At 69.6% G+C, this 16,692-nt stretch carries 14 protein-coding genes; 6 read left to right on the forward strand and 8 right to left on the reverse strand.

What is annotated here, in order from left to right; genetic code table 11:
• Positions 1-936, forward strand: a 936-nt coding sequence (locus ACFDTC_RS03785) for an aldose epimerase family protein (protein ID WP_375257538.1), incomplete at its 5' end; no start/stop codon positions are given.
• On the opposite strand, the gene ACFDTC_RS03790 is transcribed toward ACFDTC_RS03785, so the two are convergent.
• The gene (locus ACFDTC_RS03790) at positions 920-1,681 is read right to left on the reverse strand and encodes a DeoR/GlpR family DNA-binding transcription regulator (RefSeq protein WP_375257539.1); all 762 of its coding nucleotides are present in this window, start codon (positions 1,679-1,681) and stop codon (positions 920-922) included. The genes ACFDTC_RS03785 and ACFDTC_RS03790 overlap by 17 nt on opposite strands.
• Before the next feature lie 271 nt (positions 1,682-1,952).
• On the opposite strand from ACFDTC_RS03790, the gene ACFDTC_RS03795 reads away from it, so the two are divergent.
• The 3 genes from ACFDTC_RS03795 to ACFDTC_RS03805 all read left to right on the forward strand — a co-directional run bounded on the left by ACFDTC_RS03795 (position 1,953) and on the right by ACFDTC_RS03805 (position 6,272).
• Positions 1,953-3,179: an acetyl-CoA carboxylase biotin carboxylase subunit family protein gene (locus ACFDTC_RS03795; RefSeq protein WP_375257540.1), complete on the forward strand. Its 1,227-nt coding sequence runs from the start codon at positions 1,953-1,955 to the stop codon at positions 3,177-3,179.
• Between the two features lie 36 nt (positions 3,180-3,215).
• Positions 3,216-5,183: a hypothetical protein gene (locus tag ACFDTC_RS03800; RefSeq protein ID WP_375257541.1), complete on the forward strand. Its 1,968-nt coding sequence runs from the start codon at positions 3,216-3,218 to the stop codon at positions 5,181-5,183.
• 159 nt (positions 5,184-5,342) lie between these two features.
• A complete protein-coding gene (locus ACFDTC_RS03805; protein WP_375257542.1) occupies positions 5,343-6,272 on the forward strand; it encodes a calcium/sodium antiporter in 930 nt (309 codons plus the stop codon).
• A gap of 3 nt (positions 6,273-6,275) precedes the next feature.
• Here the strand turns inward: ACFDTC_RS03805 and ACFDTC_RS03810 are convergent, their stop codons facing one another.
• From ACFDTC_RS03810 to fabI, 7 genes are all read right to left on the reverse strand, one after another.
• A complete protein-coding gene (locus tag ACFDTC_RS03810) occupies positions 6,276-8,324 on the reverse strand; it encodes an ASKHA domain-containing protein (RefSeq protein WP_375257543.1) in 2,049 nt (682 codons plus the stop codon).
• Between the two features lie 142 nt (positions 8,325-8,466).
• Complete coding sequence (gene trpE, locus ACFDTC_RS03815) at positions 8,467-9,981, reverse strand: anthranilate synthase component I (RefSeq protein ID WP_375257544.1); 1,515 nt, start codon at positions 9,979-9,981, stop codon at positions 8,467-8,469.
• Positions 9,981-11,828 carry a SurA N-terminal domain-containing protein gene (locus ACFDTC_RS03820; RefSeq protein ID WP_375257545.1) on the reverse strand — a complete coding sequence of 616 codons (1,848 nt, stop codon included), beginning with the start codon at positions 11,826-11,828 and terminating at the stop codon, positions 9,981-9,983. Before ACFDTC_RS03820 ends, trpE begins: the two co-directional genes overlap by 1 nt.
• A 31-nt stretch (positions 11,829-11,859) precedes the next feature.
• Positions 11,860-13,053 carry an aminotransferase gene (locus ACFDTC_RS03825; protein WP_375257546.1) on the reverse strand — a complete coding sequence of 398 codons (1,194 nt, stop codon included), beginning with the start codon at positions 13,051-13,053 and terminating at the stop codon, positions 11,860-11,862.
• Between the two features lie 106 nt (positions 13,054-13,159).
• Positions 13,160-13,663, reverse strand: a complete 504-nt coding sequence (gene gpt, locus ACFDTC_RS03830) for a xanthine phosphoribosyltransferase (protein WP_375257547.1) — start codon at positions 13,661-13,663, stop codon at positions 13,160-13,162.
• Positions 13,664-13,725: 62 nt separating this feature from the next.
• Positions 13,726-14,328 carry a LysE family translocator gene (locus ACFDTC_RS03835; RefSeq protein ID WP_375257548.1) on the reverse strand — a complete coding sequence of 201 codons (603 nt, stop codon included), beginning with the start codon at positions 14,326-14,328 and terminating at the stop codon, positions 13,726-13,728.
• Positions 14,329-14,452: 124 nt separating this feature from the next.
• The gene (gene fabI / locus ACFDTC_RS03840; protein ID WP_375257549.1) at positions 14,453-15,259 is read right to left on the reverse strand and encodes an enoyl-ACP reductase FabI; all 807 of its coding nucleotides are present in this window, start codon (positions 15,257-15,259) and stop codon (positions 14,453-14,455) included.
• A gap of 172 nt (positions 15,260-15,431) precedes the next feature.
• On the opposite strand from fabI, the gene pdxH reads away from it, so the two are divergent.
• The gene (pdxH, locus tag ACFDTC_RS03845; RefSeq protein WP_375257550.1) at positions 15,432-16,037 is read left to right on the forward strand and encodes a pyridoxamine 5'-phosphate oxidase; all 606 of its coding nucleotides are present in this window, start codon (positions 15,432-15,434) and stop codon (positions 16,035-16,037) included.
• Positions 16,038-16,157: 120 nt separating this feature from the next.
• Positions 16,158-16,685, forward strand: coding sequence for a cold-shock protein (locus ACFDTC_RS03850; protein WP_375257551.1), 528 nt, complete (start codon positions 16,158-16,160; stop codon positions 16,683-16,685).
• Positions 16,686-16,692: the final 7 nt, after the last annotated feature.

Here is a 16,692-nt window from a genome sequence, read left to right on the forward strand (position 1 = left end):
GACAACGGCGTCCTGCAGGCGCGCATCCTCAGCTTCGGCGGCGCGCTGCGCGACCTGCGGCTGGCGGGGCTCGACCGGCCGCTGGTGCTGGGGTTCGAGAGGGTCGAGGACTACACCGAGAACCCGCTCTACCTGGGCGTCTCCGTCGGGCGGCTGGCCAACCGCGTGGTGGGTGGCGATACGATCGTCGACGGCAGGACGGTGCAGCTCGACCGCAACGAGGGCGGGCGCCACATGCTGCATGGCGGGCAGGACGGCACCGGCCGGCGCAGCTGGCGCATCGAGGATCACGGGCCCGGCCATGTGCTGCTGTCGGACACGCTCCCCGACGGGCACATGGGCTTTCCGGGCACGCTGAACGTGCAGTTGCACTACGAACTCGACGGCGCGGCCCTGCGCGTGACCTACACCGCGACCGCCGACGCGCCGACGATTTGCAGCTTTGCGCCGCATCTCTACTTCAACCTCTCGGGCGCTGACACGATCGACGACCACGTGCTGACCGTGCATGCAGACCGGTACATGCCGGGCGAGGGTGGCGTGCCCACGGGCGAGCTCGCGTCCGTCGAGGGCACGCCGTTCGACCTGCGGCAGGGCGGGCCGGTGCCGGCAGGCGCCGACCACAATCTGTGCATCGCGGAGGCGGCAGGGCCGCTGCGCGAGATCGCGCGTCTGTCCACGTCGGACCTGGGCATGCGCATCCTCAGCACCGAGCCGGGTCTGCAGCTTTTCGACGGCGGCGCGCTGGCGATCCCCGCCGGCGCGGGCCTCGACGGCCGCGCCTACGGCGCGCGCGCGGGCATGGCGCTCGAGCCGCAGCGCTGGCCCGACGCGCCCAACAACGCCTGGCGCGATCAGGTCACGCTGGCACCGGGCCAGACCTTCCGGGCCGAGTCACACTTCGTCTTCGAGCCGGGCGTCACTGCGCCTGCGTGATCCGCGTGCCCCAGACCTCGCACTTGCGGGCGAGGGGGGCGGGCAGCGGCCGGTCAGTGAACAGCGTGTCGATCGCGGCCAGCGAATCCACCCGCGCCGGCGCGCTGCGCGAGAACTTCGAGTGATCCGCCACCAGGAAACTGCGCCGCGCATGGCGCAGGATCGTCTGGCTGACGCTGACCTCCTGGATGTCGAAGTCGAGGATGTCGCCGTCGCGGTCCAGCGCCGAGCAGCTGATCACCGCCAGGTCGAACTTGAACTGCGCGATGGTGGCCACGGCCATGTTGCCCACCAGCCCGCCGTCCGAGCGGCGCAGCTGACCGCCGGTCACGACGATCTCGCAATGCGGGTTGGCGACCAGGATGTTGGCGACGTTCATGTTGTTGGTCACCACCAGCAGCTCGCGGTGATCCAGCAGCGCCTGCGCCACCGCCTCGGCGGAGGTGCCGATGCCCATGAACAGCGACACGCCGTCGGGGATGGACGCGGCACAGGTGCGCGCGATGGCGACCTTCTCCTCGGCATTGAGCGCGCGGCGCTCCTCGTAGCCGATGTTCGTGGTCCCCGAGGGCAGCACCGCGCCGCCGTGCACGCGTTCCAGCCGGCCGGCATCGGCGAGCTCGGACAGATCGCGGCGGATGGTCTGCAACGTGACGCCGAAATGACGTGCCAGCCCGTCGACGGTCACCTTGCCGTCGCGCCGCGCGATCTCGAGGATCTCCGGATAACGAAAGGTCTGTGACATGGGCCCGTTTGCGTTTGCGTTCGAAATTGGCAGGTTTCCTTCGCTCTCGCAAGAGACGCCGTGCCGGGACCGGCGCTCCGGCAGCGGCTCATTTCGGCCGCGCGGTTGAATTCCGACCCTACGGAAACTAAGGTTAATGGCAGGACCGAGCCCTGACATCAGCCCCGGCCCCCTTTCCTTCAGCGCTTCGTCGAGAAAGTGGCCTTGGCCGGGCGCCTTCAGGGCATGCCCGCACGACGCGGACGCGGAAAATGGAATGGGAGCAAGACGGATGACCGACTACGACCCCGAAAAAGGCTATGTGGCCCTGCTGGGCTGGAGCCTGAACGCCATCGACGCGGTGGACCGGTTCGACCGGCGCTACATCATCGTGGCTCCGCCGTGGGCCGAGGAATACTGCCAGCAGAACGACATCCCGTTCATCGGGTGGGATTTCGACCGCCTGAACGAGCGCTCGTACGAACTGGCCAACAAGCTCAAGGACGAGGGCGTGGACGTCGCCATCCCGCTCTATGAGGAAACCGTCGAATGGGCCGGCGCGGTCAACGCGGTGTTGCTGGGCAACCCGCGCCTGCTGGGCCAGTCGATGCTGTTCCGCGACAAGTCGCTGATGAAGCGGCGCGCGCAGCTGGGCGGCATCCGCGTCGGCGTCTTCGAGGAAGCGCATGACCGCGGCGACGTGATCCGCTTCCTCAAGCGCGTGAACCAGACGCTGCTGAAGCTCGACGGCGACCCGAACGACCCGATCCACTTCAAGGCGTTCGACAAGTCCGGCACCGCCGGCCACCGCGTCGTGCGCACGCCCGAGGACGTCGACAACATCCCCGACGACGAGTTTCCCGCGCTGCTGGAGAGCCACCTCGACGGCTGGGAATTCGCGGTCGAGGCGTGGATCAAGAACGGCAAGATCCAGTTCCTGAACATCTCGGAATACGTGACGCTGGGCTACTCGGTCTTCGTGCCGGCCACGCCCGAGCTCGAGGCGCACCGCGCGCGCATCACGCAGGAGATCGAGAAGCTGATCGAGACCTTCGACATCGAGTTCGGCTTCATCCACCCGGAATACTTCCTGACCAGCGACAACCAGCTCTACTTCGGCGAGGTCGCGTACCGTCCGCCGGGCTTCAAGGCGCTGGAGCTGATCGAGCGCGCCTACGGCTTCAACGGCTACCAGGGCCTGGTGCTGATGTTCGATCCCAAGACGACGCAGGAAGAGATCGACGCCTTCTTCCCCGAGGAAGTCACCGGCGCCAAGGGCCATGCCGGCTGCTTCGGCGTCTATCCGCGCCGCCGCGTGGTCAGCAAGCTCGAGATTCCGCCCGAGACGGCGAACCACCCGTATTTCGAGTGGCACGAGTTGGCCGAGCCGATGGAGCAGAAGGTCACCAAGCGGACCGCCTTCGGAACGCACTGGGGTCTTGCGTATTTCTTCGGAGAGGACGCGCATACGCTGCGTGACCTCTTGAAGGCGCAGGAAGACCTCGATTTCTATGTGTAAGGCAACCAGCGGGGCCATCTCGTGGCACATGGCCTGATGACGAACGAAACCAGCGACGCCGAGCGGCTTTCGGGCACGCTCGACGTCGCAACCGAACGCTTGGAACAGGCGCGGGCGTTCTCGAAGCGGCGCCACCAGGGGCCGGTTCTGGACGTCGTGGGGCGCCTTCTGGGCACGCCCGGCGGCGTCGAGGCTCTGTACGATCGCGCCATCCGGCTGGACCGGGCCGGGCTGTTCAGCGGTTCGGACTGGGACGTGCCCACGGCGCTGCTGCCGCAGCTGTCCGGCAAGACGCTGGAAGGCACCAACCGCGCGCTGGCCGCGATGGAGGCGACCAGCCTCATGCGGTTCCTCGCCGTCGCCACCGGCGAGGCGCAGCATCCCAGCCTGCCGCAGGACCACGCGCGGCACTTCCTGACGCAGGTGCTGGCGCTTAACCTGCCGCGCTTCTTCGAATTTTCCGACGAGGCCAGCCGCGCCGCGGGCGAGCGGGCGACCATCTCGTCGCGCATCCTGCGGCTGATCGCCAAGCGGATCGGCCTGCGCGACGTGCTCGGCGTCATGGTGGCCGAGATCTGGCGCATCCTCGAACAGCGCCCGGTCCAGATGGGGCCGGTCAAGGACATGGTCACGCAGATGGCCGTCGCGTTGAACCGCCAGGGGTCCGAGCCGGGCGCGGAGCGGCTGGGCGCCGAGCGTCTGGTCAGCGCGCTGTTCGGCCCCACCGCCGAGACGCTCGACGATCCGGGCCTGTCGGCCTATTTCGAGCGGCTCGAACACATGGACGAAGCGGGCCTCGCGCGCGAGGCGACGGGCTTCGCGCGCTCGATGCACGACACCGGGCTGGTGTCGGACTACCACGTGGGCTTTCTGCTCTGGGCGCTGGACTATCCCGACCGGCCGCTGGTGCCGGACGCGCTGGGGCTGGGCTCGACCGGCCTCGATTGCTGGCGGCACTTCCGCGGTTTGGTCGAGGAGTTGATCCGCGCCGCCGTCACGCCCGCGACGCCGCAGGCGCTTTACGGCATGGCGATGCTGCTCGACCGCGGCGTGCTGCACTCCTCGCCGCTGGCGCCGGCCCTGCGCCGCGCGCTGACCATCGACCTCGCCCCGGCGGTGCGCGAGCGTCTGGCCCTCGGCTTCGGCCCGCAGGCGCGGCCCAGCACGTACCTTCTGTCGGGCATCATCGAGGTGCTCGGCCTGCCGCTGGGCGTCGGGCAGGGTGCGAACCCGACCTGCCAGTCGGCGCGCGCGATCTCGATGTGGGCGCTGAACGATCCCGATTACCTGCTGCACCTCATCGTGCAGGCCGCCGAGGCCGAGACCATCGTCATGCAGTTCGAGGGCACGCCGATCTCGTCCGCCGAACTCCCCGCCGGCCTTGCCGGGTTCGGGCCGATCGACGCCGATCCGGTCTCGGTCCTTCTGGTGCCGCATCTCGACCGCATCTACGCCGAGATGGGGCGCATGTGCGCCTCCCGCGGCGGCGACCCGCACCGCTGGATCAACCCCGAGTTCCACGGCTGGTGGGTCGCGCGCGACTGCGCCGTCGCCGTGGACGTCGAGACCGGGAAGCTGGACGATTACGACCGTTTCGTCGCCCGCTTCCACGAAAGCTATCACCCGCGGCACAACGGCAACCGGCCGCTGATCCACCCGCAGCCCGCCGGCATCGCCTTCACCGACGCCACAGGCACGTTCATCGGCTGGCACGCCATCACCATCCTGCGCGTCGCCACCGGCCGCAAGGGAGAGACGCGCGTCTACTTCTACAACCCCAACAACGACAGTGGCCAGGACTGGGGCCACGGCGTGACTGTCACCACCGGCGGCAACGGCGAGCGCCACGGCGAGGGCAGTCTCGAGTTCGAGAAGTTCCTGTCGCGCCTCTACCTGTTTCACGACCAGCCGCACCGCCCGGAACGCCTGACCGACGTCGGTGCGGAAACCATCGCGCGGGTCCGCTCGTTGGCCGTGAAGAGCTGGGCGGGCAAACGCGTCTGACCGGGCCGTGCGGCGCTTGCCGCCGTGCCGCCGTGTCATGATCCCGTCCGAAAAACAAATCATTGGCATGGCTTGCGCTTTGCTCCGCGCATGCGCACCTGAGCATGCGCCGGCGCGGCATGACCCGTGGCCGGGACGGATTCTGGAAGGACCTGACGAATGATGGACGTTTGGCTGCCCCTGGCGGGCGGGTTGGTATTGCTGATCCTGGGGGGCGAATTCCTGGTGCGCGGCGCGGTCAACGTGGCGACGGCTCTGCGCGTCTCGCCGCTGGTGATCGGCCTGACGCTGGTGGGCTTCGGCACCTCGACGCCGGAACTGGTGACCTCGGTGCGCGCCGCGCTGGCCGATTCACCCGGCATCGCCTACGGCAACATCGTCGGCTCGAACATCGCCAACATCCTGCTGATCGGCGGCCTCGCGGCGCTGCTGTTCCCGATCGCCGTCGCGCGCGCCGCATTGCGCCGGGACGGCGCGGTGATGCTGGCCGTGGCGGTGGCGTTCTCGATCGTCTCGGCGCTGATGCCGCTGGGACGCGCGGTGGGCGTGGCCTTCCTGCTGGGGCTGGTGGCCTACATCGTCGTCACCTTCATGATCGAACGGCGCAAGACCGCCGATACGACCGACCAGGCGCAGCCGAAGACCGGCATCCTCGTCTCGGTTCTGATCGCGATCGCGGGACTCGCCTGCGTCATCGTCGGCGGCGGCTTCCTCGTCGACGGCGCCACGGCGCTGGCGCGCGGCTTCGGCATCTCGGAAACCGTGATCGGCCTGACCATCGTCGCCGTCGGCACCTCGATGCCCGAGCTCGTCACCTCGGTCGTCGCCGCCTTCAAGCGCCAGAGCGACGTCGCCTTCGGCAACATCATCGGCTCGAACATCTACAACATCCTCGGCATCGGCGGCGCCACGGCGCTGATCGCGCCCGGCACCGTCCCGGCCGAGATCGTCAGCTTCGACAACCTGGTGATGATCGCCGTGTCGGTGCTGATCGTCGCGCTCGCCTGGACCGGCATGCGCATCGCCCGGTGGGAGGGCGCGGTGCTGGCCGCGGGCTACGTCGCCTACGTCGCGATCCTCTGGCCCTGACGCTCAGGCGCGGCGGCGGCGCCTGCGTCCGCCGTCGCGTCCACCATCGCCGCCCGCGCCGAAGGCGACCTTCGGCAGGTCCACCACCTTCGACAGCTCCGGAAACGGGTCGGTCGCGTGCGGGATCGCGTTGGCGGCGACGAAATGCTCCTGGAAGCGCGGCTCGATCGCGGTCTCGACCTTGGTGATCTCGCGCACGACGCGCTCGATCTCGCGCCGGGCTGCGACGTTGCACAGCGCGATGCGCGCGCCCGTGCCGGCCGCGTTGCCGGCGCTGGTCACGCGGTCCAGCGGCACGTCGGGGATCATGCCCAGCACCATCGCGTGCAACGGCGAGATATGCGCGCCGAAGGCGCCGGCCAGCACCACGCGGTCGACCGTGTCGACTCCGCGTTCGTCCATCAACAGCCGCGCGCCGGCATACAGTGCCGACTTCGCCAGCTGGATCGCGCGGATGTCGCCCTGCGTCACCGTGATGCGCGGACCGCCCGAGTCCGTGCCGTCATGGATCACGTATTGATGCGTGCGCCCGTCCGCGACGCACCGCCCGGTGCCCGTCTGCTCGGCCGAGCCGATCAGCCCCGACGGGTCCAGCAGGCCCGCGATGCGCATCTCGGCCACCGCCTCGATGATGCCGGACCCGCAGATGCCGGTGATCCCGGACTGCGCGGTTTCTTCCCGGAACCCGTCCTCGTTCGACCACTTTTCGCAGCCGATCACGCGAAAGCGCGGCTCTTTCGTTTCAGGGTCGATCCGGATCGCCTCGATCGCGCCGGGTGCGGCCCGCTGGCCCGAGCTGATCTGAGCGCCCTCGAAGGCCGGCCCGGTGGGCGACGAACAGGCCAGCACGCGGCTTCGGTCGCCCAGCAGGATCTCGGCGTTGGTGCCCACGTCGACCACCAGCACCAGGTCCTCGGACTTGCCCGGTTCTTCCGACAGCGCGACGGCGGCGGCGTCCGCCCCCACATGGCCCGCGATGCAGGGCAGGATGTAGACCTGCGCCGAACCGGGCAGGGCGGCCAGCCCCATTTCCACCGCCGACAGCGCCAGTGCGCCCGACGTGGCCAGTGCGAACGGCGCCTGGCCCAGCTCGACCGGGTCGATGCCCAGCAGCAGGTGGTGCATCACCGGGTTGCAGACGAACACCGCCTCCAGGATCAGCGCGGGGTCGATGCCGGCCTCCGCGGCGATCTCGACCGTCAGCGTGTCGATCGCCTCGCGCACCACGCGCGTCATCTCGACATCGCCACCGGGGTTCATCATGGCGTAGCTGACCCGGCTCATCAGGTCCTCGCCGAACCGGATCTGCGGGTTCATCACCCCGGCCGAGGCGACGACCTGCCCGGTGTCCAGGTCCGTGAGATGCGCCGCGATCGTGGTCGAGCCGAGATCGATCGCCAGCCCGAACAGCCCCCCCTCGTGCAGGCCGGGCCAGGCGGCGACCAGCCGCGGCACCGCGTCCGCATGCGGCTTGTGCAGCGCCACGGTGATCTTCCACGCGCCCTTGCGCAGCACCTTCTGCAGCTGGCCCAGCAGCGCGAACTCGGCCTCGACGCGCGGGATGTCCCATTGCTGCCGCAGCGCCCGCGCGACCCGCTCCAGGTCGCCGGTGGGCTCGTGCATGTCGGGCTCGTCGACCTCGACGTAGAACAGCCGCGTGGCCGGATCCATCTCGATCACCCGCGCCGAGGCTGCCTTGCGCACCACCTGCCGGTGCACCTGGCTTTCGGGCGGCACGTCGATCACCACGTCGCGCTGCACGCTGGCCTGGCAGCCCAGCCGCCGACCTGGCTTCAGCCCGCGCTTGTCCTGGTAGCGCTGCTCGACCGCGTTCCACTCGGACAGCGCGTCGGGCGCCACCGTCACGCCGTGCTTCGAGAAATCGCCGTAGGCCGGCGTCACCTGGCATTTCGAGCAGATGCCCCGCCCGCCGCACACGCTGTCGAGATCGACGCCCAGCTGCCGCGCCGCGCTCAGCACCGGCGTGCCCGCCGGGAACCGCCCGCGCTTGCCCGAGGGCGTGAAGACGACCAGAGGGTCCTTGTCCGCCATGTGCTGTCTCCTGCCTGTGCTGGGCCGCACCTTAACCCGCGCGCGCCGGAAGGAAAGCCGGGCCCGCGACTTCTTTGGTCCTCAAATATCCCGGGGGTGAATTGGCCGCAGGCCAAGAGGGGGCAGCGCCCCCATGCGGCCCTCAGCCGTTGCCGCCGCCGGTGAAGCGCGCCGCATCCGCCGCCGCGCGCCGGATGGCGTTCGACTTGTGCACCGTCTCCTGGTACTCGGCCTCGGGATCGCTGTCGTAGACCACGCCGCCGCCGGCCTGGATGTACAGCTTCGCGTCCTTCACGATCGCCGTGCGCAGCGCGATGCACATGTCCATGTCGCCGCCCGAGCTGAAATAGCCCACGCCGCCGCCGTAGACGCCGCGCTTCTCGGGCTCGAGCTCGTCTATGATCTGCATCGCGCGGACCTTGGGCGCGCCCGACACGGTGCCCGCGGGCAGGCCCGCCAGCAGCGCCGACAGCGCGTCGTGCTCGTCCGACAGCTCGCCCACCACGTTGCTGACGATGTGCATGACGTGGCTGTAGCGCTCGATCACGAATTCCTCGGTCGGGCGCACGGTGCCGATCTTCGATACACGGCCCACGTCGTTGCGGCCAAGATCCAGCAGCATCAGGTGCTCGGCCAGTTCCTTGTGGTCGGCCAGCAGATCGGCCTCGAGCGCGCGATCCGCCTCGGGCGTCGCCCCGCGCGGCCGCGTGCCCGCGATGGGCCGGATCGTCACGTCGCGGCCGAAGACGCGGACGAGGATCTCGGGCGAGGCGCCGATGACCTGGAAGCCGCCGAAGTTGAAGTAGAACATGAACGGCGACGGGTTCGTGCGCCGCAGCGATCGATAGAGCGCGAAGGGCGGAAGCGGGAAATCCTGCGTCCAGCGCTGCGACGGCACCACCTGGAAGATGTCGCCGGCCCGGATGTATTCCTTGGCCGTCTCGACCGCTGCAAGGTAGGCGTCGTGGCTGAAGTTCGACACCGGCTCGCCCAGCTCGGCCGCGTCGCCCAGCGACCGGCTGGCCTGCGGCAGCGCGCGTTCGAGATCGCGCACCGCGTCCATCACCCGCTCGGCCGCCTGCGCGTAGGCCGCGCGCGCCGAGAGGCCATCGCTGACCCAGGCGGGCGAGACGACCGTGACCTCGCCCTTCACGCCGTCCAGCACCGCCACGACCGACGGCCGCATCATCATCGCGTCAGGCAGGCCCAACGGGTCGGGGTTCACGTCCGGCAGATGCTCGACCAGCCGGATCGTGTCGTAGCCCAGATAGCCGAACAGGCCCGCGGCGGCCTGCGGCAGATCGTCGGGAAGGTCGATGCGCGACTCCGCGATCAGCGCGCGCAGCGCGGTTAGCGGATCGTCGCACTGGTCTTCGAAGGCATCCGGGTCGAACCGCGCCTGCCGGTTGATGCGGGCCCTGTCGCCGTGGCACTGCCAGACGATGTCGGGCTTCATGCCGATGATGGAATAGCGCCCGCGCACCTCGCCGCCGGTCACCGATTCCAGCATGAAGGCGTCGCGCGACGCCCCCGTCAGCTTCAGCATCAGCGACACCGGCGTATCGAGGTCCGCCGCCAGCCGCGCATGCACGACCTGGTTCTCGCCCGCCTCGTAGCGCGCGGCGAAGGCGTCGTAGCCGGGCGTCAGCACCGCCATCAGGGCAGGTTCGCGTGCACGGCGTTCAGCGCCTGCTGGTCGATTTCCACCCCGGCGCGGGCCTGGATGTCCTCGGCCAGCGCGCGGAACAGGTCCTCGGACACGGTGCTGGCCGCCTGGTCCTCGACCTGCTGGGCGAAGGTCGACGCGATGTCGCTTTCCGCGTCCGCCGCGGTGATCGCGTCGAGCTGCACGACGACAGCGCCGTCGCCCGCGGCGATCGCGCGCACCGCGCCCTCATCCATCTCGAACACCGTCTCGACCACGCCGGCGGGCAGGCCCTGGACCTGCGCGCCGCGGCCCAGCCCGTCGCGTTCCTGCGGCTCGAGGCCCACCTCGACGAAGCTTTCGCCCGCCTCGATGCGCTCGGCCAGCGCCTCGGCGCGCTCGACCAGCGCGTCCTGCCGCTGTACAGCGCGCCAGTCCTCGTCGACGCGGTCGCGGACCTCGTCGAAGGGCAGGGGCGCCGCCTCGCGGATGCCGTCGAGGCGCAGTGCGAACAGCCCGCCGTCGCCCAGGCTCTCGACCTGCGGGAAATCGCCCTCCTCGACGGCGCGCGCGGCGTCGCCGAAGGCCTCGTAGCCGGCGATGCCGCCCGCGTCGGCGCCGCCGGTCCAGGCGATCTCGCCCAGCTCCAGCTCGGTGCTCTGCGCGATCTCCTCCAGCGTGGCGCCGGCGGCCAGCTCGTCGTCGATGCCCTGCGCCAGGCCCTCGATCACGCGCCGCGCGCGGTCCAGTGCCAGCGTGTCGCGCAGCATCGGGATCGCCTCCTCGAAGCTCGTCTCCTGCGCCGACAGCACGCCGTTCACGCGGTAGAGCGCGGGACCCAGCGGCGACGGCGCCACCACGACCTCGCCCACCTCGGCCGAGAACACCGCCTCGGCGGCGTCGCCCAGGCCCTCGCGGGCCATGTCGCCCATGTCGGTGTCGACCAGCGCCAGCCCGCGTTCCTCGACCACGTCCTCGAACGTGGCCTCGCCTTCGGCGATCCGCGCGGCGGCCGCGTCGGCGGCCTCGGCGTTCGGCATCACCAGCCGCTCGACCAGGCGCCGCTCGGGCATGTTGAAGCGGTTCTCCTGCTCCTCGTAGGCGGCGCGCAGCGCATCCTCGGGCACCTCGACGGAGTCGAGAATCATGTTCGGCGTCACCCACGCATAGGTGATCCGCTTGGCGCGCGGCTGGGTGTAGGCGTCGATGTTCTCGTCGTAGAAGGCGCGCAGCTCGTCGTCGGTGGGTGCGGGCAGCAGCGTGTTGAGCGACGCGGGCGCCAGCCGCGCCCAGGTGAAGTCGCGCTGCTCGGCGGCATAGGCCACCAGCGTGTCGACATAGGTGTCGGGCAGCACCACGCCCGCCAGCACGGCGGCCTGCAACAGCGTGGCGGCGCTTTCGGCGCGCAGATCCGCTTCGAACTCGGCCTCGGACAGGCCCGCGTTGCGCAGCGCGAAGGCATAGGCCTCGCGGTCGAACTGCCCGTCGGGGCCCTGGAACGCCTGGATCGCCGCGAGGTCCGCGGCCAGCGGCTCGTCACCCACCGACAGCCCGATGCGGTCGGCCTCGTCTTCCAGCGCGGCGCGCAGCACCAGCCGCGACAGCACCGCCTGCGGCAGGCCCTGCGCCTGCGCCTGCTGGAACGACATCGCCTGCCCGGTCTGGGCCTGCATCGCCTGCATCTCGTTCTGCAGCGCGCGGGCGTAATCCGTGGTCGAGATCTCGGTGTCGCCGACCCGTCCGACCGAGCTGACCGTGCCCGAGAAGTTGGTCGCGCCGAACCCGGCGAGGCCGAGGATCAGCAGGGCGAGAAGAATCCAGACGAAGGTCTGCGAGATCGAGCGTTTGGCCTTGGCCATGAAGGTCCCCCCGGGGCAATGCCCGCCTTGACTATCGCCCGCCTTGCGGCCCTGCAAGGGGCCAGTCCAGCGCGGCCAGCCGCGCGAACGTCTCGGCCAGCCCGGCGGCATCGGCGTTGGCGAAGGCCATGCGGAAATGCCGCGCGCCGCTGGCGTCGCCCTCGGGCACGAACATGGTCGCGGGCAGCATCAGGATGCCCGCGTCGCGCACCATGCGCCGCGCCGCCTCGTCCGCCGGCATCGCGAAGGGGTGTTCGAGATAGGCGAAATACGCCCCCAGCCCCTTCAGCCGCCAGCCGAGTGGTTCCAGCCGAGCCATCCCGGTCTCGATCGCGGCGCGTCGGGCCAGGATCTCGGCCCGCTCGCCCGCTAGCCAGGGCCCGAGATTCTCCAGCCCCCACAGTGCCGCGCGCTGGCCCAGTTGAGCGGGGCAGATCGTGACCGTGTCGATGAACTTCTCGACCTCGGCCAGCAGCGCCGGGTTCGCGATCATGGCACCCACCCGGTGCCCGGTCAGCCGGTACGCCTTCGAAAAGCTGTAGAGCTGCACCAGCGTCTCGTCCCAGCCGTCGCGCGTCAGCAGGTCGTGCGGCGCGCCTTCGCGCGCGTCGAAATCGCGGTAGGTCTCGTCCACGATCAGCCGGATGCCCGCCGCGCGCGCCACCTCGAACAGGGCGGCCACGGTCGCGGCGGGATATTCCACGCCGCCGGGGTTGTTCGGGGTCACGATGGCGATGGCGCGGGTACGCGGGCCGATCAGGGCGCGCGCGGCGTCGGCGTCGGGCAACAGGTCGTCGCCGGTCGCCAGCGGCACGGCGCGCACGCCGCTCATGTCCAGCCACATCTTGTGGTTGAAGTACCACGGCGTCGGCAGGATGACCTCGTCGCCCTCGTCAAACAGCGCCGCGATCGCCGCCGCGAAGGCCTGGTTGCACCCCGAGGTGATGGCCACTTGGCCCGCATCCACCGGTGCGTCGTAATGCGCCGCCCAGTTCCGCGCGAGGCCCGCGCGCAAATCGTCGTTGCCCAGAACCGGCCCGTAGAGATGCGTCGTCGGGTCCTCGAGGAACCCCGCCATCGCCGTGCGCAACTCGGCCGGCGGCGGCTCGACCGGGGCCGCCTGGCTGAGGTTGATCAGCGGACGGTCTTCCGGAAACGTCACGCCCTCGAGCCAGCGGCGCGCCTCGGGGATCGGCGGATGGAACGTGGCGGCGGTGCGGCTCATGCGGAACTCCTGGTCTGCCCGCCCGGGCTTCTTTGGTCCTGAAATATCCCGGGGGTGAATTGGCCGCAGGCCAAGAGGGGGCAGAGCCCCCGTCCCGCCGCGGAACTCAGTCGGTTCCGCGGTAGGGCTTCACGTATTGCAGCGCCATGTCCCACGGGAAGAAGATCCAGGTGTCCTGGCTGACTTCGGTCACGAACGTCTCGACCTGCGGGCGGCCCTGCGGCTTGGCGTAGACCGTGGCCACATGCGCCTTGGGCATCGTCTTGCGCACCACTTCCAGCGTGCGGCCGGTATCCACCAGGTCGTCGACGATCAGCACGCCGGTGCCGTCGCCCACGATGTCCATGTCCGGCGTCTTGATGATGCGCGGCTCGGCCTGTTCCTGGTGGTTGTAGCTTTTCACGCTGATCGTATCGACGGTGCGGATGTCCAGTTCGCGCGCGACGATCATCGCGGGCGCCATCCCGCCGCGGGTGATCGCCACCACAGCGCGCCAGGCGCCGTCATCGGGTCCGTGCCCCTGCAACCGCCAGGCCAGCGCGCGCGCGTCGCGGTGCAACTGGTCCCAGCTGACGTGAAAGCCCTTCTCGTGCGGCAGCCTGTCGTTCATCGCCTCATCCCCCGGAGTCTCGTGCGACGCGCTTTAGCAAGCGCGGCGCGGCGAGGGAAGTCTTAGCGTCCAAGCAGCAGCCGCAGCCCCAGCGCGCCGAGGATCGCCGCCGCGACGCGGTCGATCACCGGCTTCAGGCGCAGGTAGCCCGCCCGCGCCGGCGGCGTGGCCAGCAGGGCGGCGAAGGCGGTGTAGACGGCGACCTCGACCACGAAGTGGTTCAGCACGACGAAGGCCTTCTCGCCCAGACTCATCCCGGCGGGAAAGATCACCACCAGCACCGAGCCGGCGAACAGCACCGATTTCGGGTTGGCGAGGTTGACCAGCATGCCGCCCAGGAACGCGCGCGCGCCGGGGTTGGCGCTGTCGGCGACCGGCTGATGCGCGCTGCGCCACAGCTGCACCGCGACCCACAGCAGGTAGAGCGCGCCCGCGACCTTCATCGCCAGGAAGGCCCAGGGGAACAGCGCGAAGACGATGTGCAGGCCCAGCAGCGCCGCCCCGGTCCACAAGGCCGCGACCAGTCCCAGCCCCAGACCGGTGGCCACGCCGGTCGCGAACCCTCCGGCGATCGACTGGCGCAGGGCGAACAGCAGCGCAGGGCCGGGCGCCGCCATCGCCGCCAGCAGCGTCAGGTTGAAGGCAAGGATATGGGTCCAGTCCATCGTCGTCGATCCGCGTTGATACGTTCCCCGATTGACGGATCGCGCGGCACCCGTGTCAAACGAAAACGCCCCGGGGCCGGGGCGCGGGGGCTTGCCGAGACTTCGGGCACCGGCCCGGCAGGGCTTACGCCTTCGTGATGTCCGGGGCGCCGACGGCCTTCATGCCCACCACGTGGTAGCCCGCGTCGACGTGATGCGTCTCGCCCGTCACGCCCGACCCGAGGTCCGACAGCAGGTACAGCGCCGACTTGCCCACGTCCTCGGTGGTCACATTGCGCCGCAGGGGCGAGTTGTACTCGTTCCACTTCATGATGTAGCGGAAATCGCCGATGCCCGACGCCGCCAGCGTCTTGATCGGGCCGGCGCTGATCGCGTTGACGCGGATGCCGTCCTTGCCCAGATCCTCGGCCATGTAGCGCACGGATGCCTCGAGCGCGGCCTTCGCCACGCCCATCACGTTGTAATGCGGCATGATCCGCTCGGCGCCGTAATAGGTCATGGTCAGCGCGCTGCCGCCGTTCGTCATCATCGCGCTCGCGCGCTGCATCACGGCGGTGAAGCTGTAGACCGAGATGTCCATGGTCATCATGAAGTTGTCGTGCGTCGTGTCGACGTAGCGGCCGCGCAGCTGCGACTTGTCGGAATAGCCAATGGCGTGGACGACGAAGTCGAGGCTGTCCCAGCGCGCGCGCAGGCCGTCGAACAGCGCGTCGATGCTGGCGCCGTCGCTGACGTCGCAGGGCAGGACGATGTCGCTGCCGAGGCTCTCGGCCAGCGGCACGACGCGCTTCTTGACCGGTTCGCCCTGGAACGAGAACGCAAGCTCGGCACCCGCATCGGCGCAGGCCCTGGCGATGCCCCAGGCGATCGACTTGTCGTTGGCCAGCCCCATGATGAGGCCGCGTTTTCCCGCCATCAGCTGATTTGACATCTGTCCCATTCCGCCCATTTTCCCTCTGGCGTCCCTTAGGACATCGGCGATCCTCCATCAAGACGCGCGGATTTGGCGGATGCGGTTGTGCCGGGCGGGCGGACGCGAAAGACACATGGGGGCAGGCGGGTCGCATCGAACGACCCCCGTCACCCGAGGGAGGAGAACGAGCATGAGCGACCGCAAGGGCATCTTCGCCGGCGACGACCCGTTCGCGCTGGCGCGCGCCTGGCTGGCCGAGGCCGAGGGGTCGGAGATCAACGACCCGAACGCGATCGCGCTGTCCACGGTGGACGCCGACGGGCTGCCGAACGCGCGGATGGTGCTGCTCAAGGCGATCGAGGACGACGCCTTCGTCTTCTACACCAACTACGAAAGCGCCAAGGCGTCCGAGATCGAGCAGGCCGGCAAGGCCGCCTTCGTGATGCACTGGAAGTCTCTGCGCCGGCAGATCCGCGTGCGCGGCACCGTCACCCGCGAGGCCGGTCCCAAGGCCGACGCCTATTACCGCTCGCGCTCGCTCAAAAGCCGGCTGGGCGCCTGGGCGTCGAAGCAGAGCCGGCCGCTGTCCTCGCGCGCGGCGCTGATGGCCGAGGTCGCCCGCGTCACCGCCGCCAAGGGCACCGACCCCGAGCGGCCGCCCTTCTGGGGCGGCTACCGCATCGACCCGGTCGAGATCGAGTTCTGGGCCGACGGCGATTTTCGCCTGCACGACCGCTTCCGCTGGCGTCGCGAGGGGGCGGGCGAGCCTTGGTCGGTCGAGCGCCTGAATCCGTAGGGGGCTGTCGCGGATGCATTCCGGTGTTGACACAAATTTGCTCGGCCGGTCGTCTTGTCTTGTGCGATACAATGTTGAAACACGATACGGTGTGACGTCAGGGAATTGGACGGGTACGGTTTGAGCGAAGAAGAGCGGGCAACGGAACGCGTAGAAGGCCGGGTCAAGTGGTTCGATCCGAACAAGGGGTTCGGCTTCGTGGTCGCGGACAGGGGCGGGCCCGACATCCTGCTGCATGCCAACGTGTTGCGTAATTTCGGCCAGAGCTCGGTCGCCGACGGTGCCGCGGTCGAGATCGTGGTCCAGTTCACTGCCCGCGGCGTCCAAGCGACCGAGGTGGTCCGCATCGAGGCGCCCGACGTCGTCGACGGCGCGCCGCTGGCCGATTTCGAGACGATCGACCCCGAGATCATGGCCGCCGCCGTGCCCGAACCCGCCCGCGTGAAGTGGTTCGACAAGGCGAAGGGATTCGGGTTTGCCAACGTCTTCGGCAAGCCCGAGGATGTCTTCGTGCATATCGAGGTGCTCCGCCGCTCGGGCCTCGCCGATCTCCAGCCCGGCGAGGCGCTGGCGATCCGGGTCGTCGACGGCAAGCGCGGCAAGATGGCAATCGAGGTGAGTGCATGGGAATCCGCCCTGCCGCGGTAGCGGCTGT

This window comes from Citreimonas sp. (genome assembly GCF_042096055.1).
Classification (GTDB): domain Bacteria; phylum Pseudomonadota; class Alphaproteobacteria; order Rhodobacterales; family Rhodobacteraceae; genus Citreimonas.